The organism is Marinomonas piezotolerans, from assembly GCF_003362755.1.
Classification (GTDB): Bacteria; Pseudomonadota; Gammaproteobacteria; order Pseudomonadales; family Marinomonadaceae; genus Marinomonas; species Marinomonas piezotolerans.
This window is the reverse complement of record NZ_QKRA01000002.1, coordinates 525,505-546,597: the sequence shown is the minus strand read 5'-3', so window position 1 is coordinate 546,597 and position 21,093 is coordinate 525,505. Positions and strand designations below refer to the sequence as shown.

General features: G+C 48.6%; 21 protein-coding genes. 13 read left to right on the top strand and 8 right to left on the bottom strand.

The features are described 5' to 3' along the window. Positions 1-199 precede the first annotated feature (199 nt). Complete coding sequence (locus DN730_RS06565; RefSeq protein ID WP_211313836.1) at positions 200-472, top strand: DUF1294 domain-containing protein; 273 nt, start codon at positions 200-202, stop codon at positions 470-472. Between the two features lie 197 nt (positions 473-669). After that, positions 670-879, top strand: coding sequence for a cold-shock protein (locus DN730_RS06560; RefSeq protein ID WP_067035774.1), 210 nt, complete (start codon positions 670-672; stop codon positions 877-879). Positions 880-954: 75 nt separating this feature from the next. On the opposite strand, the gene DN730_RS06555 is transcribed toward DN730_RS06560, so the two are convergent. Next, on the bottom strand, positions 955-1,407 hold the full coding sequence (locus tag DN730_RS06555) for a PA2169 family four-helix-bundle protein (protein WP_115467301.1): 453 nt from the start codon (positions 1,405-1,407) through the stop codon (positions 955-957). Positions 1,408-1,636: 229 nt separating this feature from the next. On the opposite strand from DN730_RS06555, the gene zigA reads away from it, so the two are divergent. Both zigA and DN730_RS06545 read left to right on the top strand, forming a co-directional pair. Continuing rightward, entirely contained in the window at positions 1,637-2,848 is a 1,212-nt protein-coding gene (zigA, locus tag DN730_RS06550) for a zinc metallochaperone GTPase ZigA (protein WP_115467300.1), read from the top strand. Then, positions 2,845-3,504 (top strand): DUF1826 domain-containing protein, encoded by a 660-nt coding sequence (locus DN730_RS06545; RefSeq protein ID WP_115467299.1) that lies wholly within the window; start codon positions 2,845-2,847, stop codon positions 3,502-3,504. Before zigA ends, DN730_RS06545 begins: the two co-directional genes overlap by 4 nt. Positions 3,505-3,512: 8 nt before the next feature. Here DN730_RS06545 and DN730_RS06540 read toward each other — a convergent pair whose 3' ends face one another. Next, positions 3,513-4,208 carry an NAD(P)H-binding protein gene (locus DN730_RS06540; RefSeq protein ID WP_115467298.1) on the bottom strand — a complete coding sequence of 232 codons (696 nt, stop codon included), beginning with the start codon at positions 4,206-4,208 and terminating at the stop codon, positions 3,513-3,515. A gap of 96 nt (positions 4,209-4,304) precedes the next feature. Between DN730_RS06540 and DN730_RS06535 the strand changes: the two genes are divergently transcribed. The 3 genes from DN730_RS06535 to DN730_RS06525 all read left to right on the top strand — a co-directional run bounded on the left by DN730_RS06535 (position 4,305) and on the right by DN730_RS06525 (position 8,346). Beyond that, the gene (locus DN730_RS06535) at positions 4,305-5,222 is read left to right on the top strand and encodes a LysR family transcriptional regulator (protein ID WP_115467297.1); all 918 of its coding nucleotides are present in this window, start codon (positions 4,305-4,307) and stop codon (positions 5,220-5,222) included. Positions 5,223-5,314: 92 nt separating this feature from the next. Continuing rightward, positions 5,315-7,060, top strand: a complete 1,746-nt coding sequence (locus tag DN730_RS06530; RefSeq protein ID WP_115467501.1) for a choice-of-anchor I family protein — start codon at positions 5,315-5,317, stop codon at positions 7,058-7,060. A 287-nt stretch (positions 7,061-7,347) separates the two neighbouring features. After that, positions 7,348-8,346 (top strand): branched-chain amino acid aminotransferase, encoded by a 999-nt coding sequence (locus tag DN730_RS06525; RefSeq protein ID WP_115467296.1) that lies wholly within the window; start codon positions 7,348-7,350, stop codon positions 8,344-8,346. Between the two features lie 85 nt (positions 8,347-8,431). On the opposite strand, the gene DN730_RS06520 is transcribed toward DN730_RS06525, so the two are convergent. Then, positions 8,432-10,387, bottom strand: coding sequence for a methyl-accepting chemotaxis protein (locus DN730_RS06520; protein ID WP_115467295.1), 1,956 nt, complete (start codon positions 10,385-10,387; stop codon positions 8,432-8,434). Positions 10,388-10,590: 203 nt separating this feature from the next. Beyond that, complete coding sequence (locus tag DN730_RS06515; RefSeq protein ID WP_115467294.1) at positions 10,591-10,908, bottom strand: hypothetical protein; 318 nt, start codon at positions 10,906-10,908, stop codon at positions 10,591-10,593. A 270-nt stretch (positions 10,909-11,178) separates the two neighbouring features. On the opposite strand from DN730_RS06515, the gene fucP reads away from it, so the two are divergent. Then, the gene (gene fucP, locus DN730_RS06510) at positions 11,179-12,465 is read left to right on the top strand and encodes an L-fucose:H+ symporter permease (RefSeq protein WP_115467293.1); all 1,287 of its coding nucleotides are present in this window, start codon (positions 11,179-11,181) and stop codon (positions 12,463-12,465) included. A gap of 57 nt (positions 12,466-12,522) precedes the next feature. Here the strand turns inward: fucP and DN730_RS06505 are convergent, their stop codons facing one another. The 3 genes from DN730_RS06505 to DN730_RS06495 form a co-directional block, all read right to left on the bottom strand. Further along, positions 12,523-13,035, bottom strand: coding sequence for a P-loop NTPase family protein (locus tag DN730_RS06505; protein WP_115467292.1), 513 nt, complete (start codon positions 13,033-13,035; stop codon positions 12,523-12,525). 217 nt (positions 13,036-13,252) lie between these two features. After that, positions 13,253-13,504: a hypothetical protein gene (locus DN730_RS06500; protein ID WP_115467291.1), complete on the bottom strand. Its 252-nt coding sequence runs from the start codon at positions 13,502-13,504 to the stop codon at positions 13,253-13,255. A 75-nt stretch (positions 13,505-13,579) separates the two neighbouring features. Continuing rightward, positions 13,580-14,824 (bottom strand): DEAD/DEAH box helicase, encoded by a 1,245-nt coding sequence (locus DN730_RS06495; protein ID WP_115467290.1) that lies wholly within the window; start codon positions 14,822-14,824, stop codon positions 13,580-13,582. Positions 14,825-15,010: 186 nt separating this feature from the next. On the opposite strand from DN730_RS06495, the gene DN730_RS06490 reads away from it, so the two are divergent. Beyond that, positions 15,011-15,748 (top strand): substrate-binding periplasmic protein, encoded by a 738-nt coding sequence (locus DN730_RS06490; protein ID WP_115467289.1) that lies wholly within the window; start codon positions 15,011-15,013, stop codon positions 15,746-15,748. A gap of 54 nt (positions 15,749-15,802) precedes the next feature. Here DN730_RS06490 and DN730_RS06485 read toward each other — a convergent pair whose 3' ends face one another. After that, positions 15,803-17,725 (bottom strand): RecQ family ATP-dependent DNA helicase, encoded by a 1,923-nt coding sequence (locus DN730_RS06485; protein ID WP_115467288.1) that lies wholly within the window; start codon positions 17,723-17,725, stop codon positions 15,803-15,805. A 216-nt stretch (positions 17,726-17,941) separates the two neighbouring features. On the opposite strand from DN730_RS06485, the gene DN730_RS06480 reads away from it, so the two are divergent. From DN730_RS06480 to DN730_RS06465, 4 genes are all read left to right on the top strand, one after another. Beyond that, positions 17,942-18,595, top strand: a complete 654-nt coding sequence (locus DN730_RS06480) for a TIGR02466 family protein (RefSeq protein WP_115467287.1) — start codon at positions 17,942-17,944, stop codon at positions 18,593-18,595. A 6-nt stretch (positions 18,596-18,601) separates the two neighbouring features. Continuing rightward, entirely contained in the window at positions 18,602-18,937 is a 336-nt protein-coding gene (locus tag DN730_RS06475; protein WP_115467286.1) for a DUF4870 family protein, read from the top strand. A gap of 95 nt (positions 18,938-19,032) precedes the next feature. Next, a complete protein-coding gene (locus DN730_RS06470) occupies positions 19,033-19,929 on the top strand; it encodes an aldo/keto reductase (protein WP_115467285.1) in 897 nt (298 codons plus the stop codon). A 110-nt stretch (positions 19,930-20,039) separates the two neighbouring features. After that, the gene (locus tag DN730_RS06465) at positions 20,040-21,047 is read left to right on the top strand and encodes an LLM class flavin-dependent oxidoreductase (protein WP_115467284.1); all 1,008 of its coding nucleotides are present in this window, start codon (positions 20,040-20,042) and stop codon (positions 21,045-21,047) included. The last annotated feature ends 46 nt before the right edge of the window (positions 21,048-21,093 follow it).

Here is a 21,093-nt window from a genome sequence, read left to right as displayed (position 1 = left end):
CAAGACTACTGTTATGATAGGCTTTTTGCCCGAAACGTCACCACGAACAAAGCGACTTTTTATGCTTTCCATTCATCTCAAATGGTTCTTAATTCTTTTATTGCTAAGCCTCCTATTCATTGGTGCGACGTGGTTTTTGATATTATGGCTATTTGAAACTACGTCTCTACCACCTGAAAGCGTTCCCTTAGAACTCTGGATGTTAATCAGTTTTGTCATTAGCCAGAATTTACTCCTTATGCCAAGCGTATATTGGTACGACAAACGCCAGTCAAAACAACGCAACCGATTGCGTGTTCCTGAACGTGTGCTACACAGTTTCGCTCTGTTCGGGGGAGGCGTTGGCGCTTTGCTCGGACAAGCCTGTTTTCGTCATAAAACGCAAAAGCCTGCGTTCAAGTGGAGCGCTTGGCTGGGTGTGTTACTACTTGGATACCTAGTAAAGGTCATTATTTCGAATTATTTTAGCTAAAACTGAAATAAGCTTTGACTTAGTTAACCGTTGTCTATACATTGAACGCAGCTAGAAACTTAGCTTCTTTTTACATTCTCCATCACGTCGCGTTATTCGTAGTTCTTCGTCCTGTAGTATTTAAAAATTTTGCCTCTTTTTCACGCTATTCTCGCCTCCCGAAGGCTTATTTATTTTTGATCTACAGGATACATATTATGTCTAATACAACTACTGGCACAGTAAAATGGTTTAACGAAACTAAAGGTTTTGGTTTCATCGAACAAGAATCTGGCCCAGACGTTTTCGCTCATTTCAGCGCTATCTCTAGCTCTGGCTTCAAAACATTGGCTGAAGGCCAACGTGTAGAGTTCGTTGTGACTCAAGGCCAAAAAGGCCCACAAGCTGAGAACATCGTTGCACTTTAATTCTTAATTAAAGTAGCACATTAAAAAGGGGCGATACCGCAAGGTATCGCCCCTTTTTATTGATATTTATCTGCATCAGTGAACGATGCCATTCTGTAACGCGCGCATTTCGTCGTGGCACTCTTTCATACGCTTTTGAACTCGAACCAGTGCCGCTTCGCACTCTAACGATTGCTCTTTACTCAGTGCCTGATCAACCTCTTCAAGTAAACGATCTTCGACTTCTTCGAGCTGATCTACATACGTAAACTCGGTGCTGTTTGATGTCATCTTATCGACCACTTCCGTATACGCTTCACGCGCTTTGACAATAACGTCTGTACCGTTTTCTAAATCACCTTTCTCTTCGACCGCAAACTGCTGCAACTCAAAAACAGCTTCTGCTTTCGCATCAATCATACGATTAAAGAAGCTTTGATACGGCTGGCTATCCACTTTCTCTTTCGCTTTTTGATAGAACTGAATACCACTGTTCATCACTTTAATAATGTCTGTGATGTGATTGGCTTCTGCTGATTGTTGAAGCATGACTTTCTCCTTATCAATTGTGTGCGATGTGGATTCAATAAATCTCTGTGTTGCGTGTCACACTTAAAGAATTGAAGATGATGCCTCTAAATTCAACCGTCATCACTGAACTGCACATAGGCTACGCGTTTTTTGCAGCTTTTAAGGCAATCAGCACGGAGTGTGTCTGGCCTAGGTTCTCATTATTAAATTGTTATGTTATAACATTTTAATAATTTTAGGAGGCACTATGACATCATCATCCAACAAACTCCCTGTTACCGTCTTATCCGGCTTTTTAGGTGCTGGGAAAACAACCTTACTCAGCCATATTCTTAATAACCGAGATGGATTGCGTGTAGCCGTGATCGTCAACGACATGAGCGAAATCAACATAGATGCCGCACAGATACAGCAAGATGTATCGTTAAATCGCGGCGAAGAAAAGCTGGTGGAAATGAGTAATGGCTGCATCTGCTGTACTTTGCGCGAAGACTTACTCATTGAAGTCAGCCGCTTAGCTCAAGAGGGAAAGTTTGACTATCTTGTGATTGAATCGACCGGGATTTCTGAGCCGCTGCCCGTTGCTGAAACCTTTACCTTCACCGATGAAGACGGCGTTAGCTTATCTGACGTTGCCAAGCTCGACACCATGGTGACCGTCGTCGACGCGGTAAACTTTATGAAGGATTATGAAGCCGCCAAGTTGCTCCAAGACACAGGTGAAAGTCTTGGGGAAGAAGATGAGCGCAGCGTCGCCGACCTGTTAGTCGATCAAGTCGAATTTGCAGATATGCTATTAATCAGCAAAACAGACCTTATCGATCAAGCAGAGCTTGATAAGCTATCCGCTATTCTTCGTTCCCTGAATGCCACCGCAGAAATCATCCCGATACAAAATGGAAACGTTCCGGTAGACAAAGTCCTAGGCACAGGGAGATTCAGCTTTGAAAAGGCGCAAAATGCAGCGGGTTGGTTGCAAGAGATGCGCGGTGAGCATACGCCCGAAACCGAAGAATACGGTATATCCAGTTTTAGCTTTGTCGCACGCCGTCCGTTCCACCCTGAGCGCTTCCATCAATTCCTTCACAGTACCGAACAATACGGCAAACTGCTGCGCTCCAAAGGTTACTTCTGGCTAGCCACTCGCCCTCAGTTCGCAGGGCAATGGAGTCAAGCAGGCGGAATTGCTCACTATGGATTCGCTGGCATGTTTTGGCGGGCCGTCCCCAAAGACCGCTGGCCAACGGATGAAGAGTCCCTAAAAATGATCGAAGAAAGCTGGCATGAACCCTTTGGTGATATGCGCCAAGAGCTGGTGTTCATCGGTCAAAATCTGGATAAAGACGCGATGACATGCGCTCTTGAGGCGTGCTTACTAAGTGAAGCCGATGTCTTGGAAGGGCCGGATCTATGGAACACCTTGAATGACCCCTTCCCAGCTTGGGAGGAGGTCGCATGAGCCTAGCCGAATCGCTCACCGCTGCCATCGAACTCAACGGGCAACATGTTCGGGATTTAGAGGGCTTCGCTGATATTTATGACCCTACCATCAATTTAGTCAACTGGCAGCGTACGCTGCCTACTGAGGTTTCTGATTGTGCTGCATTGCTCGTTCAGCACCCCTCGTTATGGGCCTTTAGAGAATCCGTCAGACCTAACAATGTGGCTCAAGCCTTAGCACGTGGCATACCCGAAATCTGTGATCGGCAGGCATTAATCGACGATATCGAGCAATTAACAGACGCCTATTGCTGCTTATTCGAGTGTGAGGAAGTCGGACTACGCATTGAAGTCGTAGACCGCGCTTCTTGCCCACGCTTTCATGTCGATCATGTCTTATGTCGTTTAGTCACGACTTACCATGGCCCAGCGACCCAATGGTTAGAGCACCAGTATGTAGACCGCTCTAAGCTAGGCCGCGGCAATAACGGCCTGCCAGATGACCAATCGGGACTAATACTAGCGAACGGGCGCGTTCAATCCCTCAACACTGGAGATGTTGTTCTACTCAAAGGTGAAAAATGGCCACTGAACGAAGGCGGCGGCCTTGTGCATCGATCCCCATCTATCGCAGCACCTGCACGGCGCTTAGTACTGACGCTGGATCCGTTGTAGTGCTCGTACTACGAATGCGGGTTCACCACAGCACTTGCAATGGCTGGGGCTTTACCAATGAGCCCCGAGTCATTGATCGCAGCCACCATAAACTTAGAGAAATCAATGCGACGTAAGCGGTTATGCGCAATTTTCTGATCACCTACAAGCTCCGCCCATACAGGCATCCCCTCGCTTTCACCCTCCTCTAAATCACTCCCCCGAACTAACGTCCAGCGCCTTCCTGAGGAAAATATCCTACGCGCCGCGCGCTCTTGATCTCGCAAATCCGCAAACCTTAACCATCGTGCAACCTTACCAAACACTGCAACCAGCACACGCAATGACAGTGGATACCGATCTTTTCCCTCTTTGCTGATGTGCCAACCGGAAGAAAAAATCAGTCGAGCGTCCTTTGGGGCTGCCGCGAGAACCGCTTCTACGGTATGCGTGGCGTAGCCTTTTACCCCCCAACAAACCATCACCGTCAATACCGCGTCGACGTCCTTCAGCGCTTCTTTTAGCGCTATCTGGTCATCGGTGTAAGCAGGCACAACATCAATACTGCCTTCCCATATCTTTAATTTATGGACGCTTTGAGGGCGGCAGACCACGGTCACTCGATAGCCATTAGCGAGTGCTTCATCAATCATATAGCGGCCTAATTTACCTGATCCGCCGACAATAGCGACATGTGGTTTGTACTGGTTTGAATCGAACAACATAACAATCTACCTCTTTAATTTTGCATAGATAGAGTATAATCTGACTCGCAAGCTCCCATAATTGCGTGTTTTTCTAGATCGGGTATACATAATTGCATGACGATTTCTTATGAACAGCTAGACTGGAATGCTCTTAAAGCCTTCGTGACTGCCGCTCAGTCTGGGTCCTTTTCAAAAGCGGCCAAGCGCATCGGTGTTACCCAACCCACTCTGAGTCGCCAGATCTATTCCTTGGAACAATCGCTCAACGTGACCCTGTTCGAGCGCCTGAGTACTGGCTTGCAGCTCACGACAGCGGGCCAACAATTACTGGCCTCTGCTGGGCCAATGACAGGGGCGGCACAACAGGTCAGCTTGACGGTATCCGGGTTAGCCGAATCACTTGAGGGCGAAGTCAGTTTATCGGTTAGCGAGATTGATGCTCTGTTTCGCGTACCTGATCTGGTTCGCTATCTGCGCATGCACGCCCCAACCATCCACTTAACCATCCATGTAGACAATCAGGTCAGTGATATTAAGCGACGCGACACAGACATTGCATTGCGGAGTTTTCGACCGAGCGAACCGGATTTGATCGCCAAGCGGCTAATCGATGAGCCAATTTGGTTTTATGGTACTCACGAACTGGCGGCAAGATTCAAAGATGTCGCGACGCCAAGTGAAGCAACTAACCTACAAATCATAGGGTTTGAGCGCAATGACGAACTCATCAACCGCCTCAAGCCACTTGGATGGCATTTGGATCAAAGCCACTTTGCAATCGTGACGTCATTCCAAGGGCTGCAATGGCAATTGGTTAAAAAAGGCTTGGGGCTGGGATTCTTCCCCCAAGCCATTGGCGATCAAGAAACCAGCTTAGCGCGAGCATTCGAACAGTTCGGCCCCCCTGTTATCGTCCCACTTTGGCTGGTGACGCATCGGGAGCTACACACCAGTCCCAAAATACGACTGATATTTGATCTCATCGTGGCTTGGTTCGAACAACAAAACGTAAACACCGAGGAGGCACTGTAAGCGTTACGTAATATTGCATTCACGTAACTGTCAACATAGCGACTTAGGATGATTGCACTCCTACTTAATAATCGTTATGGCTGATGAATAAAATGAAATCACTTCTCAACAAAGCGCTTGCCCCGACAGCGCTTGCAATCTCTGTTGCTCTGTTGGCAGGCTGCCAATCAATCGAAGATGGAAAAGACGGAATTAATGGCAAGGATGGCGTAGGTCAAATCACAAGTTTGACCCGTATTGGCCGCACGGATTCACAAGGATTTGATAAGAGCGCTGCGGAAATCGTCGCATTCGATAAACAAAACAAACGCATTTTTACCGTTAATGCGAACAGCGGCAAAATCGATGTTTTCAACGCCACCGATCTAACCAGCCTAGCGCTCTCTGAAACGCTGGACTTAGGCACTATGATCGTGAACAACAAAAGCGACGTTTCAGCAACGTCTGAAGTGGGTGCTGCGAACAGCATTGCGATACACGGCAACCTAGCTGCCATTGCTGTTGAAGCGGGCACAAAAACCGATCACGGCTGGGTGGTATTCATCAAGCTCTCTGACCTTTCTGTCCAAGCTGTTGTTGATTCTGGGTCATTACCAGACATGGTGACGTTCACGCCTGACGGAAGCAAAGTTTTAGTAGCGGTAGAAGGCGAGCCTATCGATTACACCGTCGATCCTGAAGGCCGTGTCGACATCATTGATGTCAGCGACTTCTCACTTAAAACGGCAGGGTTTACGGACTTCAATGTCGGCGGATCACGTGCCTCCGAGTTGCCTTCTAAAGTCCGCGTATTCGGTCAGATCGTCGATGCTAGCGGCAAACCAGTACGCAAGTCGACTGTCGCAGAAGACTTAGAGCCTGAATACATCGCCGTATCAGCCGACTCAAAAACTGCATACGTGAGCTTGCAAGAAGCCAACGCGATTGCTGTCGTAGACATCGCCAATGCAAACGTTAGCAAAATCTTTGCGTTAGGCTTTAAAGATCACAACTTGCTCGGCAATGAGCTAGACGTCAGCGACAAAGATGACAAGGTAAACATCAAAAATTGGCCCGTTTTTGGAATGTATCAACCTGATTCCATCGCGACCTATACTGTCAACGGCATTGACTATGTTGTGACGGCCAATGAAGGCGACTCAAGAGCCGATTGGGGCATCGCACAAACGGACGGCACCAAGGATTTTGCGGGAGACCCTCTCAATGTCAACATGGAAGAATTCCGTGTTAAAGATCTGACATTGGATACGACCGCATTCCCTAATGCTGCGACGCTACAAAGCAACGAGCAGCTTGGTCGCCTAAAAGTCACTTCTCAGTTAGGTGACACCGATAGTGATGGTTCCTTCGAAGAGTTGTACACCTATGGCGCACGCTCATTTGCCATCTGGAATGCCTCTACAGGCGAGTTGGTATTTGATTCGGGTAACGAATTTGAGCGTCGCACCGCAGTGAAGTACGGCATCAACTTCAATAACGACCATTCAGAAAATGACCCAGACGGACGCAGCGATGCCAAAGGTCCTGAGCCAGAAGCCGTAACGGTTGGCGCAATTAATGGACGTACGTACGCCTTTATTGGACTAGAACGTATGGGTGGCATATTCGTTTACGATATTTCCAATCCTCACGCTCCTGAGTATGTGCAATATGTCAATGACCGAGACCTCACTCAAGATCCTGACAAAGTCGGTGCCGCCGCAGGCGATTTAGGACCTGAAGGCTTCAAGTTTGTCTCCGCAAGTGACAGCCCTAATGGCAAGCCTATTTTGATCGTCGGCAACGAAGTCAGTGGTACAACATCGGTGTACCAGATCAATGTAACAAAATTGCAGTAACAGCACCCTCAACTAGAAATCGAGAGTAACGCTTTATTCTCGATTTCTAGTACCTCTCTACTTTTTGCACGGCATTCGCGAACCTACACCATAAAATCGGTCAAATCCCCTCTTAATCTGGATAATTAGTCGTAAGTGGTCACTCTCCCGCGACATCCATCTTCCTTAGAAGATCAATCTGTTTTAGTATCGTTACCTTAAGTTTTGGTCATCCATTTACGCCTGCCCAAACTTATAATACGAATTACCTTCAGGTATTTTTTTATTCAATTCAGTAGGAAACTATAATGGCGGCTTTTGGTAGCGTGTTCATGCCGAAAATGGCATTAGCAACATTCGAAAACGATCAATGGTCTGAGTCTCAGATCGTTGCTTCAGACAGCATCTCTCTTCACCCAGGTGCGCACGTCTTACATTATTCAAGCACTTGCTTTGAAGGCTTGAAAGCATTCCGTCACGAAGACGGCAGCGTGCACGTCTTTCGAATGGACCAAAACGTCAAACGCTTTTCCCAAAGCAGTGATTTGCTATCACTTCCGAAAGTCGATGATGCGCAAATTTCGCAAATGATTGTTGATATCGTTGCCGAGTACGCGAGCGATGTCCCGCAACCACCGGGCTCAATGTACATTCGCCCAACTCATATCGGCACCGAAGCAGCGGTTGGTAAAGCAGCCGCGCCGTCAGAATCGTCCATGATGTATGTACTGCTGTCGCCGGTAGGGGATTACTTTGCTGGCGGAGCGAAAGCACTGCGTCTCTTGCTGGATGAAGAAGGCCAGCGCTGTGCGCCCCACATGGGCATGATCAAAAGTGGCGGCAACTACGCCAGTGCGCTCCAGCCCACACTAAAAGCCAAGGCGGACTACCGTGCAGATCAAGTATTGTTCTGTCCAAACGGCTACATTACTGAAACGGGCGCAGCGAACTTCTTGATTGTTGATGGTAACGAGATCATCACCAAAGCATTGGATTCTAGCTTCCTACACGGGGTGACTCGTTCTAGCATCCTGCAAATCGCCAGCGACTTAGGTATGACCATCTCTGAGCGAGAAATCTCTGTTGAAGAGTTGCTTGAGCGTGCTGCGAAGCCGGGTGTCGAAGCCATGCTATCTGGCACCGCTGCGGTTCTAACCTCTGTCGGCACCCTTATCCACAATGGTAAAGACTACACCGTTGGCTCGGGAGATACCGGTCCTATGGCTCAGAAGTTACGTCAGGCATTGAATGATATTCAATGGGGTAAAGCGCCAGACACCCACGGTTGGCTAACAAAAATCGCTTAACGCGCTCTTTACCAAGATACCAATACGCAAAAAGGCCCTTTCTAGTAAGGGCCTTTTTTATGGACATTGCCGTGTTAACGAAAGGCTAATCGGATGATTTAAAGCGTCCGACCATAGCTTGCAACTCGCTAGATAACTCATTTAATGCAGCCGCCGTTTGCGACACTTGAGACGACAAGTCATTGGCCTCGTTCGAGCCATCATGAATCACCAAGACATTATTATTGATCTCTTCGGCCACTAGGTGCTGTTCTTCCGCCGCGGCACTGATCTGAATCATCATGTCTTTTATCGTTAAGACAGAGCCCAGTATCTGCTCAAACACTTGATACGTCTGCGATGCCAAATCAACCGAGCCATGCGCCACAGAGACACTGTTTTCCACTTTGCCTGCCACAATATCGGTTTGCTGTTGCAGGCGCGTTAGTAACTTATCTATCTCATCGGTAGAGTCCGCTGTACGACCCGCCAATGTACGCACCTCATCAGCAACCACAGCAAAGCCTCGACCTTGTTCCCCTGCTCGGGCAGCTTCTATCGCCGCATTGAGCGCAAGCAAATTCGTTTGTTCCGCGATGGCTTTAATCGTATCCAAAATGCCGACAATGTTTTTAGACTCTTGCGACAAGGTCGTCATCGACTCATTTGAGCTAATTAATTCATTCTCTAGCTGACCCAAAGAATCCATTGTTTTGCGAATCAGCTGATTACCTTCTTGTACTTGCCCTTCGCTGGTTTCTGCGGCATTGGCTGCGGAGCTACAGTTTGACGCAACTTCATTTGCGGTCGCCACCATCTCATTAAAGGCTGTCGACAAATGATCAACTGAGTTCGCCTGCTTAGAAACGATACCACTTAAGTCACTCGACAACTCTTCTGATTGATGAGCGACATGACTAATCTGACCACAAGACGACTTCGAATGCCCAACGATCTCATCAATCGACGCAACAAACTGGTTGAACGCTTGGGCCATCTGCCCTGCTTCATCATTACTGTTCACTTCCAGACGCTGAGTTAAGTCCCCTTCACCTTGGCTAATATCCGTCAATCGGTCAGCCATTTCTTTCACTGGTCGTAACACGACACCAGCTAGCACAGAACCAATCATGACAAATAGCGCTATCATAATCGCCGCGATAATCACGATGCTCAACACTAAGCTATTAGCTTGCGCATACACTTCACTCGAAGGAACCAGACCGATGAATTTCCAACCAAGCTTAGGCGAGGTGTAAACGGTCGCAAACCATGGCTCGCCATCGATAGTAAGTGTTTGCACACCCTTATCATCACTAAGCGAACTATAGGGACGGGACGCATCCGCTAAATCTTTAAAGTTATTATCTGGGTCGGCTGGGTCAGCCAACACTGTATCGGTGTCCTCAACCATGACGACGTACCCAGTACTACCGAACTTCACCTCTGCCAGCAGTTCCGTCAATTTCTTCAACGTAACATCAACTCCTACGACCCCCGCTAAGCCATCTCGCCCCTCAAAGCGCAGTACGTAATCCACCAATGGTGCGCCCGTAAAGGTGTCACGATAGGCAGGGATACGGATAGGCTCTTTTGCACCAATAGCTTGGGTGTACCAACCTTTTTCAGAAGGCGTGTAGTTATCGGCGCTCTTACCCAACGGATACTGGAGATACCCTTCATCGTTAGTGCCGAGCCAGATATAGGCTAAATCAGGATGTGTCTCGCCAAAGTCATTGAACAGTGAAAACGCTCGCTGCTCTTGCTCAGAATTGCTCTGAGGTGTCATTTGCTTGGCTTTTTGATTTGCGTAGCTTTCTACGCTACCTGGACTTAATTGCTTCACTGCATCCGTTCGAGCAAAAAAGGCGGCATCTTCAGCGAGTCCATCCAGATACATGGAAAACAACGCATCAATGTGGCTAATTTCGGAATCACTTTGTTGATCGAAACTTTCAACCGCATTGGTGCGTACGGAATTAATAATCACTAAAGAAATAACAAGGACGGGGATAATCACCCCCGCCGCGACAAGGGCAATAATTTTGGCACGAACAGTCATGTACACAACCTCTAAAAATACGAAACACAGACCTGAAACACAGAGATCCACTTTTGATGACAGCCTCATCATCCCTAAAGAGGAAAACGTTATGTATCAGGATCTCTGTGATGCGCAATCACAGCATACGTAACATACCGATACCAGCGTTTTTCAACTAATCGCTATAAATAAGTCATTAACCTGTAACACTTACCCTCAACTTAATCTGGCGCAACGCCTGAAATGAATATTTGTACTTGTTGATGGCTATCTCCCCAAATGTGAGATTTCACCGCCGACAAAAACGTCTCAGCTTCTTTTAAGGTAACGATGCCTGTCATCAACTCAGCACCGATCCCTTCTTGGGTAAAAAAGAAGCGCCACGTATGGCCATCAACCAATACTTCACCTTCTCCATTGACGTAAGAAACCTGTTTAAACGTATACCCTGATGGCACAAAGCACGAAAGTTCTTGTCCTGCCTCACCGTATTTCATGTCCGGAACATACCCTTGACGATCGACTAATCCGAATTTCATACAGCTCTCCTATTGTTGTTTTCTTCAGCATAGACGGTTGCTTATGTATTTGCTGACTTTTTGCGCAAGGTTTATCGACCTTAAATCAATGGAGCAATATTCAGAGTGGCACTAACAGCCACCGACTTCGTTACACATTTTTTGCATTTTACCCCCCTTCTGTTAATCGTTCATCAGTAAAAGTCGACTATGGTGCAGCCTTTATGCGTCAGTCTGACAAATCTGTATCGGATTGATCCCATTAATAAAAAAAGAAACAGGCAACTATCTATGCAAACCAATGAGCGCGAGCCTTTCGTTTATGCCAACATGCGTCTGGCGTTTATTCTTCTGATCACCTGTTTTGCGGCGTGGGGCGTCGCTGCCAACATGACCGATCCCTTAGTTAAGGTCTTTAGCAAGATCTTCACCATGAGCAACCTACAATCGGCGTTTGTGCAGTTTGCTTATTACGGTGCTTATTTCTGCTTGGCACTGCCCGCGGCGTTCATCAATGTGCGTTTTTCCTATAAAACCGGCGTGCTCACCGGCCTTGGCTTAGCTTGTTTGGGGGCACTCGCGTTTTATCCTGCTAGCCTCTCCATGACATACGGTTTCTTTTTGGCCGCGCTCTTTATCATGGCGGCAGGCTTATCGATCCAAGAAACCTCAGCCAATCCATTTGTGATGGCCATGGGGCCACGCCACAACGCTACCCGACGCTTGAACTTAGCCCAAGCCTTTAATCCTGTAGGCACCAATATCGGGGTATTCTTGGCCGCGGTTTTGATTTTGCCCAACCTGAACACAGCAACCGCCGAGCAACGGGCTGCGATGAGCCACGATGCGTTAAACGCCGTACGTGCCGCAGAGCTGCAAGCGGTCATGACTCCCTATGTGGGCATGGCTCTGGTGCTATTGGTCATCTGGCTATTGATTGCGTTGGTCAAGGTTCCTCGTGCTGAAAACGCGGGCGTCAGTCGTGAACAAGAGCTACATGATGGTTTTATTCCAACGCTCAAACGACTACTTAAACTGCCGCAGTATCGTTGGGGTGTCGTGGCGCAGTTTTTTAATGTCGCAGCGCAAACGTGTGTCTGGACCTTTACTATCCAGTACGTGCAAGAAGCCATCGGTGGCAGTGAAGCCAGTGCCTCAGATTATTTGCAATACAGCCTGATCTTGTTTTTGATCTCGCGCTTCATCATGACATGGTTGATCGGCATCTTCCGCCCCGCATTGCTGCTTGCTGGCCTCGGTTTCATCGGCACACTATTGTGCGCATACGCGGCGCAAGCCTCTGATATTACGGGTGTGTGGGCGATTGTGGGCATCTCTGCCTGCTTGTCGTTAATGTTCCCAACCATTTACGGCATTGCCTTAAACGGCCTAGGTCAGGACACCAAGTTCGGTTCTGCGGGTCTCGTTATGGCCATCTTAGGCGGTGCCATCATGCCGATGGTACAAGGCGCCGTGATCGATACGTTCAACGCAAGTATATCGTACCTTGTCCCCGCAGCATGCTTCCTGATTGTCGCAGGCTATGGTGTGTTCGCAGTTCGTCACGTTCAAGACTAGGCCATGATCGTCAATGCGTTGCTGAGTCAGCAACGCATTGACTGCCACAATCGGCGATCATCTCAGCTGTCGCAAAAATTGACGGATCTCTGCAGGCGATGTCAGGTGATACACTGTCTTGGTAGCTCGCTGTTCTTGAACGAGCTTGCGGTATGCGGGCGTGAGGTTACGATGACAAAGCCACAACACCTTGTAGCTGTTCCACGTGCTTTTCAATATCGGGCTTTTCTCAGGCCAGCCTTCCGGCGTAACAAACAAACCTTTAACAAGGCGTTTCGTGACCCACCAAGCGTGACGCCAAAGCGGTAAATCGAGGTACACCAAGGTATCCGCCGCCGCAAAACGCTGCCACGCCGCTTCGACACCGCCAAACCCATCGATCACCCATTGATCCTGTTGTAGAACAGCTTGATGCTGCGCCAAAAATTCTTCTTGTGGCACCGGTGCGCCACCTACACGAAATTGAAGTTTATCAAGAGAACACAACGGCAATCCCGTTGCGCTGGCAAGTTGCTTAGCAAGCGTTGATTTCCCTGCCCCAGCATTACCGAATACAGCGACCTTTTTCATCGTATCTCCTTTGTGGACTAAAAAGCCTAAGAGACACAAACAATAAACCCGCCTCTTAGGCGGGTTTATTGTCAGACACACACAAGCCCACCATTCCTATGGAATGATGGTAATAATTCGCGTGTGAGTCGACAGGGTTTGCATGTTCATAGTGCTAATCATAACTTGACCAATCTCAATTGAAAACCGTTTAGCGATAGGCCAGCGGCTAATTCTTTTAGCCCAACTTCACCGTAGCAGCGATGCCGGGTTCTGGGCTCCATTTTCGCATGGCGGCAAAGACTGCTGGATGATCGTCTAGGTATTTTTGCGCTTCGGCGATGTCGACAAAGGTGGTTTTTGCTTTTTCCGTCATGATACGGTCGCTAAGGTCGAGCAGTTGTGCTTGGTTGAAGTAGCCAATGCCTTCTACTGTGGTGACTTGTAGCTCTACGCCTGCGAAGGCTTTGCTTTGGATATCAAGTTGCATGGTGTGTCTCTTTGTCTGAATTCGATGTATTCAGCCCCATACTAGGCGGCCTTGGCGTGTTGAACAACAAAAACCCTAGCGGCGACGCGGCTTAGCACTTTTTGCTTTGCCCCCACCTTGTCCGAGTGCTTTCGCGCGCAGGGATTTTTTCGAGGGTTTGCGTTTTGGGCTGGTGTCTTCTTGCGCCATTAGGTTCGGTTCAAAGCCTTCTAACCATTGCGGCACAAAGTGCTCCCCCGCGAGCTTTTCGATGTCCGCCAGTAGGTACTTTTCTTTTGCCGATACCAATGAAATGGCTAGGCCTGTTTGCCCCGCGCGCCCTGTCCGACCGATACGGTGAATGTAGTCTTCTGCGTTGTAAGGTAGCTCGTAGTTGATGACATATTGCAGCTGCTCAATGTCTAAGCCACGCGCCGCGACGTCTGTGGCGACCAGCGCACGAACTTGACCTGTTTTGAACTCTTCAAGCCCACGATCACGCGCACCTTGGGATTTATCGCCATGCACGGCGGCAGCTTTGATGCCGTCTTTACCCAATTCTTTGGCCAGTTCGTCGACGGCTTGTTTCGTGCGGGTAAAGATCAGCACTTGTTGCCAGTTTTTCGAGCCGATCAAATAGGCGATCAACGCTGCTTTGCGCTTGTTATCGACTTCGTAAATACGTTGCTCTACTTGCGTTGCTGTCGCATTACGCCCCGACACTTCAATGAGCTTAGGTTGGGTGAGGATCGTTTTACTGAGGGCGAACACCTCATCGTTAAAGGTGGCAGAGAAAAACAGTGTTTGGCGAGTATCAGGTAAGCGTTTCAAGATGCGCTCAATGTCGATGATGAAGCCCATATCAAGCATACGGTCTGCTTCATCCAGCACTAAGGTCTGTACGGTGCTCAGGTCGATCAGCTGCTTCATTGCCAGCTCAAGCAAGCGACCGGGTGTTGCCACCAATACGTCGCATCCTGCGTTCAGCGCTTCAATCTGCGGGTTAATGCTGGCTCCGCCATAGGCCACGACTGCATTGAGACCAGCGCCTTGGCTGTATGTTACAAAGCTTTTATGGACTTGCTGTGCAAGCTCTCGCGTCGGAGTGAGCACTAACACACGAATAACCTTTTCCGTGTCTTGTCGTTCCAGATGACGTTGAATGAGAGGCAACGCAAAGGCGGCGGTTTTGCCCGTTCCGGTTTGCGCGCCCGCCATGACATCATGCCCCGCTAGGACGTCAGGGATTGCAGCCAACTGAATGGGCGTTGGCGTGTGATAGCCAAGTTTATCGAGTACGGATAACACATCCGCATGAAGACCTAAGGTAGAAAAACTCATAAACAAGGCACCGTTAGCGTGTAGGTAAAAAGGCTAGTTTAGCATTCGCCACTTCGACGGATGAAGCGCCTTTTGTAGGTAGACCTAGAGAATATCAATGCTCAGCAACGTTTGTATAAACAATTATTAGAAATATTTGATGCTCTGAACTATTCTAATTTCAACTAATAAAAATAAGGATAAAATATGAAAGCAGCAAAGACATTACTCGTGTTAGCAGGGCTCTCGATGGCAACTCCAATGCTTGCTCAGGAAGTACGCTACACCACTCTAAACTGGCCTCCTTACATCGGTGAAAACGAAGACAGACATGGTGTTTTAGCGGAGATTGTGAAACAGACCATGAACTCATCAGGCACAGACTTCACATTAGAGTTTACGAGTTGGAGCAAAGCACTGGAAGACGTAATTGCTGGCAATAAAGATGCCGTGGTCGGCGCTTACTACTCAGAAGAACGCACCAAGAACTATCACTATTCTTTACCGATTTACAGTGTTTTCACAGGGCTTGTTAAACGTGAAGGTAACGGAATTGATATTAATTTTATTCAGTCGTTCAGCGAGTTGAATTCTTACCGCATCAGTAAACTTGCAGATTCAGTGGTGGGAGCCGAGTTTGATAAGCACCCGTTCCCAAATATGAAAACGTTTGAAACTGAAAAAGAAGCCGTGCAAGCACTGTACGATGGTGACGTTGATTTCTACGCAGGTAATTTAGATGTTGCGAAGGATCTCGCCAAAAAGCTTGGTAAAAACAGTGAAGAACTTTCGATTGTAAATCCCCCTATCAATGAACAAGACATCTTTGTCATGTTTTCCAAGGCCACCGAAAATGGCCTCGAACAACGTGACGCGTTTAATAAAGCGCTAATAAACTTACAGGCCAACGGCCAGTACGAAGCAATCTTGTCAAGTTTCCAATAATGCCTTCTTCTCCTGCAATGCGGTTTGCTAATCACCAGCATTGCAGGAGAACGTTTAAAACGCCTGCGCCTTTGCAAACAGATCTTTGAATGCTGTTTCCTCATATCGACCAAACTCGGGCTGCTGACGCGCCCTTATTTTCGTAAATACGGGTTGTGTCAGCCCTGCCATAAAGCGCGCTAGTAATACGGGGGTGACTTGCTGCGATGGCAGTTTTTGCATTAGCCAACGTTTGGCGGATGCCATGTCTGAATCAAAGTTTTCTAGCGCAGGGGGCACGTCTGTACTAGGCAATGACAACACGTTGCCGCGACATACAGAGCAATGGCCGCATGACTCAGGCGCATGCTGATCACCGAAATATCGCGCTAAGTTATGATTTAAGCAGCGATCCAGCTCAAAGAAGCGAATCATGGTGGCAATGCGTTCGATTTCAGAAGTTTCTTTCTGCGCCACATAGTCTTGCAGTTGCTGCGCCAAGGCAGAGGTAAGTTGCTCACTGCGAACACCATAGACTTCTGTCAGTCCTTTGGTTTCCAGTGTGACTCGATCTTGGTCGGCGAGTTGTTCCAGCACACTCAATGCCGTACCGCGATCTACCCCTTGCTGATGCAAACGCTCGAAGTCGGGCACGCCCCAGATTTTCTTGAACACTGTCTGCTGCGCGACGTGATGAAACGTCTCTTGTTGCTCGGGCGGCAGGGAAGCCTGAATCTCTTCAAGACTCTGATTCCACTTAAGTTTTACGTCGCTGTAGTAGCTGTAGCGCGGCACGATTGCGCCCGCCAGCTCCATTTGTACGAGCAATGTTTTGAGCGGTAGTGCCCGAATATTGGTGGTTTGCGCCAGACCATACGCTTGGGTTTCCCATTCACCATGCACCGTATTGCTCATCACTTCTTGCAACAGCACGTGGATCGCGTTTGGCTCTGGCGTATCGCCATATACGAAGTTTTCCAACACATGTAAGCCATCTAAGCTGGCCAACATGACACAGCGACTAGGCTGCCCATCACGCCCTGCGCGACCAATTTCTTGGCTGTAGTTTTCAATGGATTTTGGCAAATCGTAATGCACGACAAAACGAATATCGGATTTATCGATGCCCATACCAAACGCAATAGTCGCGACGATAATGCGCGTCTGCCCAGCCATAAAGTCATTTTGAATTGCCGCGCGCACTTCACTACCGAGGCCGGCGTGATACGACACCGCGGAGTAACCTGCTTGCTGCAATTGGTTAGCAAGGTCGTCTGCGGTTTTTTGCTGGGTCACGTAGACAATGCCTGTTCCTTGGGTGTTATCCAAAACTTGGCGCAGCAAGGCTTGCTTATCTTGACCTTGTGCGGGAATTAAATCGATGTCGAGATTGGGACGATAAAAGCCCGTCTGCACGATGTGCTCTGGCGCAATATTAAACTTCAGCGCCATGTCTTTTTGGACGCGGCGGGTTGCCGTGGCGGTTAGCAACAACACTAACGGAATGTTCAACTCTTGCTGATATTGCGGGAGTTTCAAGTAATCAGGGCGGAAGTTATGCCCCCACTCCGAAATACAGTGCGCCTCATCCACAACTAACATGGAAACGGGCACCCCTTGGATAAACCGCCGAAAGCGCTCATTCTTAAAGCGCTCTACTGAAATCATCAGAATCTTAATCCGACCACTGCGGACATCCTGCATCACTTGCTGACTGTCTTCTTTACTTTGAGTGGAGTCCAAACACGCACTTGGAATGCCCTTGCTCTGCAAAAAGGCTAACTGGTCATGCATCAACGCAATCAGCGGCGAAATGACAAGTGTCAGGTTCGGTAGCTGTGTCGCCGTAAACTGATAACACAGCGACTTACCCGACCCAGTTGGGAACACGGACAAAGACGATTGCCCTGCCAGCAGTTGCTCGATCGTTTGCTGCTGTCCTTCGCGAAATTGATCGAAACCGAAGTATTGTTTTAGCAATCCTGCTAATGGCTGCATGATGGGACCTTTCAGAAATGATTGGAGTAGCGCTCGCCATTGTCGCCCATCCCTAGCGCAGATAAAAGCACTGCGGCCGTTTGCAGCAGGTAGACGGCCGCTTACTCGCCACTAGCCCTCGGGCATGAAATCATCCAATTTCTGCCACGCTCAAGCACACCTTCTCTGATACAATGCCGCGATATGTAGTAGCTATCAAAGAGGCGTTTGACGTTCATGACTACCCCATCCATTGAAGCCATTGATGCTTGGACAACCCCATTATTTGTCGCGCAGTTGGCGGATCATGAGTTTTTAAAAGACGCCTTGCTGGCGCATATTTATCAGTGCCAAGCGGAGCAACAACAAGCCGTCGACAGCGATGTGGCGGTACTTGCGAAACATAATCTATCGGAAAGTACATTAGACTTTTTAGACGGTGACTTACCCGAAGTCATGGAGCTACGACGAATGGTCGAGGAGCTTGTCATAGACATCGCGGGAGAGGTGAATCACAGCCATTGGCCTGAAGACAGCATGGCCTATGCTCATGTCATCGAGTCGTGGTATCACGTCACCCAAAATGGTGGCTACCACGATGCGCACTCACACCCTAACTGTTCTTGGTGCGGCATTTATTACTTGGAGCCGGGCGAAGCGACCCTCGACAATCGTAATGGCGTTAATCGTTTTTACGACCCTAGAGTTAATGCGGAACACTACGCCGATCCGGGGACAGCGTATCTCGGTAGTCAGGGATTCTGGGATTTTGCCCCGACCGAAGGTCAGGTAGTGATTTTTCCATCGTATTTGAAACACTCGGCTTTGCCTTACTTTGGACAAAAAGACCGTGTGGTCATAGCCTTTAACTGTGTGATTGATTTGGAGTAACACCCTATGATGATGACGGAGCGAGACGAGCAAGCGAAAACTCATGCCTTGATTGCGTACCTGATGATGGTATTTGGGCTGTTCACTGGCATTTTTTGGTTAATCGGCGCCGTATGGGCGATGGCCAAAGCAAGAGACGCTAAAGACACGCTATTCGAAGACCACTACAACAACATGATTTCTATTTTTTGGTGGGGGATTGGTCTCAGCATCATTGGTGTGGTGCTCGCAGCCTTTGTGATTGGCTACTTTTTACTGCTCGGAGTTTGGATCTGGTCGATTGTAAAGCTGTTTAAAGGACTTGCGAAAGTGACATCCAATCAGCCCTATCGCTCGTTCTAAGAACTGCACCACCATTTAGATTGCCGGTAGGCAGTGCCAATGGGAGTTGCTAGAGTATAGTTTTTTAAGACAACAGTGATTAGGAGAGCAGTTTTATGGCTCATCAGTACCACCCACTCGGTTTTGAAGGATCTCGTATCGCACAAGGTTATTGGCGCTTGTCCGAATGGGGAATGAGTGACCAAGAGCTATTAGGCTTTATCGAGCAATGTATCGCCGCTGGCATCACCACAGTCGACCACGCCGATATTTACGGTGATTATGAATGCGAAAGCCTATTTGGCCGAGCACTCAAACTGAAACCGTCGCTGCGCGATGAGCTTCAGATCATTACCAAATGCGGAATCAAGTTACCCTCGAACAATCGCCCAGACATTGCCACGCATCGTTACGATCATAGCACCCAACACATCCTGCAAAGTGTCGACCAGTCACTCCAGAATCTAAATGTCGAACATATTGAGCTGCTATTGCTTCATCGCCCAAGCCCATTGATGGACGCGGATCATGTGGCAGAAGCCTTTGAGCACCTGTACACCGTCGGCAAGGTCCGCCATTTTGGTGTGTCCAACTTTACTCCACAGCAATTCGATTTATTGCAATCTCGCCTGGAGATGCCTCTGATCGTCAACCAAGTCGAGCTATCGCCGCTGGAGCTCAAGCATTTTAATGATGGCACCCTTGAACACGCGCAACAACACGCCGTCACCCCAATGGCTTGGTCACCCTTTGCAGGTGGAGACTTGTTCAAATTGAGCGGTATTAGTCCAACTTTACATCAGGCGCTAACGACTATCGCTGAGGCGCATGATGCGAGCATCGATCAGATCGCACTCGCTTGGCTGTTACATCACCCGTCTGGCATCGCGCCAGTGCTCGGATCAGGCAAAATAGAACGCGTGCAGTCAGCACAAAAAGCACTGGAGCTAAACCTTAGCGACGATGAATGGTTCACCATTTGGGTGGCATCACAGGGTCACCCTGTTCCTTAGCCTGCGCGCACTTGAATCTTCCAAATAACAAGGATACTCCCCCCTTCGACCTTGTTCTTACACCATGATGCCCTCATCTTGAGGGTATTATGATTTAACAGGAGGGGATCATGTCTATCCCATTTTCTATACTGGACTTAGCGCCCATCGGAGATGGGCAGACCGTCTCCGATGCCATTGAAAACTGCAAAGCAGTGGCGCAGAGCGCTGAACGCCACGGCTATCAACGCGTCTGGCTGGCAGAACACCATGGTATGCGCGGTGTTGCCAGTGCCGCAACCGCTGTGCTTTTGGCGGCGATCGGTCAGGCAACCACCAAAATTCGGATTGGTTCTGGCGGCGTAATGCTCCCTAACCACGCTCCGTTAGTCATCGCCGAACAGTTTGGCACTCTGGCAGCGATGTTCCCTGGTCGTGTTGAGCTAGGATTAGGTCGTGCCCCCGGTACCGATATGGCAACCGCACGTGCCCTGCGCCGTACGCTTTCAGGCCACGTTGATACGTACCCTGATGATGTTCAAGAGCTACAAGGGTATTTTTCAGACGCGAATAAAGCAGAGCCTGTGATTGCCATACCTGGGCAAGGGACAAACGTACCACTATGGTTGTTAGGATCGAGTTTGTATTCGGCGCAATTAGCGGCTCATATGGGGCTACCCTTTTCATTCGCTTCGCACTTTGCCCCCGACATGTTATTGGATGCAATCAATATTTACCGCTCCAATTTCCGGCCATCGAGACAACTCGATAAGCCTTATGTCTCGGCGGGCGTCATGGCCTCGGTTGCAGAAGATCAGCAAACGGCTGAATACCATTTTACGTCGGCACAAATTAAGTTTTCGCATTTACGACGCAACGCTAACGTGCCCTTCCCAAAGCCTGTAGACGACCTTCAGTCAGTAGTCCCAGCCTCTGATATGCCAATGATCAATCAAACCTTGCGTTATGCAATGGTCGGAACGCCCGAAAATGTCGAACAGCGCTTGCAGCAATTTATCGAGCTAACAGGCGTGGATGAGATGATTTTCTCGTTCCCTATTCATGATCAGGCGGCACGCATAAATGCGATAGAACTAACCGCTGGCATAGAGTCCATTATGCAAAAACAAACGTACTAATACTTTGTTAACCAGATTGGAGGCGCGAGCATGATCTTTGTTGCGC

Coding starts and splice junctions, on each gene's coding strand:
- DN730_RS06565 (WP_211313836.1), top strand. CDS start 200: ATGTTAATCAGTTTTGTCATTAGCCAGAATTTACTCCTTATGCCAAGC.
- DN730_RS06560 (WP_067035774.1), top strand. CDS start 670: ATGTCTAATACAACTACTGGCACAGTAAAATGGTTTAACGAAACTAAA.
- DN730_RS06555 (WP_115467301.1), bottom strand. CDS start 1,407: ATGCTTCAACAATCAGCAGAAGCCAATCACATCACAGACATTATTAAA.
- zigA (WP_115467300.1), top strand. CDS start 1,637: ATGACATCATCATCCAACAAACTCCCTGTTACCGTCTTATCCGGCTTT.
- DN730_RS06545 (WP_115467299.1), top strand. CDS start 2,845: ATGAGCCTAGCCGAATCGCTCACCGCTGCCATCGAACTCAACGGGCAA.
- DN730_RS06540 (WP_115467298.1), bottom strand. CDS start 4,208: ATGTTGTTCGATTCAAACCAGTACAAACCACATGTCGCTATTGTCGGC.
- DN730_RS06535 (WP_115467297.1), top strand. CDS start 4,305: ATGACGATTTCTTATGAACAGCTAGACTGGAATGCTCTTAAAGCCTTC.
- DN730_RS06530 (WP_115467501.1), top strand. CDS start 5,315: ATGAAATCACTTCTCAACAAAGCGCTTGCCCCGACAGCGCTTGCAATC.
- DN730_RS06525 (WP_115467296.1), top strand. CDS start 7,348: ATGGCGGCTTTTGGTAGCGTGTTCATGCCGAAAATGGCATTAGCAACA.
- DN730_RS06520 (WP_115467295.1), bottom strand. CDS start 10,387: ATGACTGTTCGTGCCAAAATTATTGCCCTTGTCGCGGCGGGGGTGATT.
- DN730_RS06515 (WP_115467294.1), bottom strand. CDS start 10,908: ATGAAATTCGGATTAGTCGATCGTCAAGGGTATGTTCCGGACATGAAA.
- fucP (WP_115467293.1), top strand. CDS start 11,179: ATGCAAACCAATGAGCGCGAGCCTTTCGTTTATGCCAACATGCGTCTG.
- DN730_RS06505 (WP_115467292.1), bottom strand. CDS start 13,035: ATGAAAAAGGTCGCTGTATTCGGTAATGCTGGGGCAGGGAAATCAACG.
- DN730_RS06500 (WP_115467291.1), bottom strand. CDS start 13,504: ATGCAACTTGATATCCAAAGCAAAGCCTTCGCAGGCGTAGAGCTACAA.
- DN730_RS06495 (WP_115467290.1), bottom strand. CDS start 14,824: ATGAGTTTTTCTACCTTAGGTCTTCATGCGGATGTGTTATCCGTACTC.
- DN730_RS06490 (WP_115467289.1), top strand. CDS start 15,011: ATGAAAGCAGCAAAGACATTACTCGTGTTAGCAGGGCTCTCGATGGCA.
- DN730_RS06485 (WP_115467288.1), bottom strand. CDS start 17,725: ATGCAGCCATTAGCAGGATTGCTAAAACAATACTTCGGTTTCGATCAA.
- DN730_RS06480 (WP_115467287.1), top strand. CDS start 17,942: ATGACTACCCCATCCATTGAAGCCATTGATGCTTGGACAACCCCATTA.
- DN730_RS06475 (WP_115467286.1), top strand. CDS start 18,602: ATGATGATGACGGAGCGAGACGAGCAAGCGAAAACTCATGCCTTGATT.
- DN730_RS06470 (WP_115467285.1), top strand. CDS start 19,033: ATGGCTCATCAGTACCACCCACTCGGTTTTGAAGGATCTCGTATCGCA.
- DN730_RS06465 (WP_115467284.1), top strand. CDS start 20,040: ATGTCTATCCCATTTTCTATACTGGACTTAGCGCCCATCGGAGATGGG.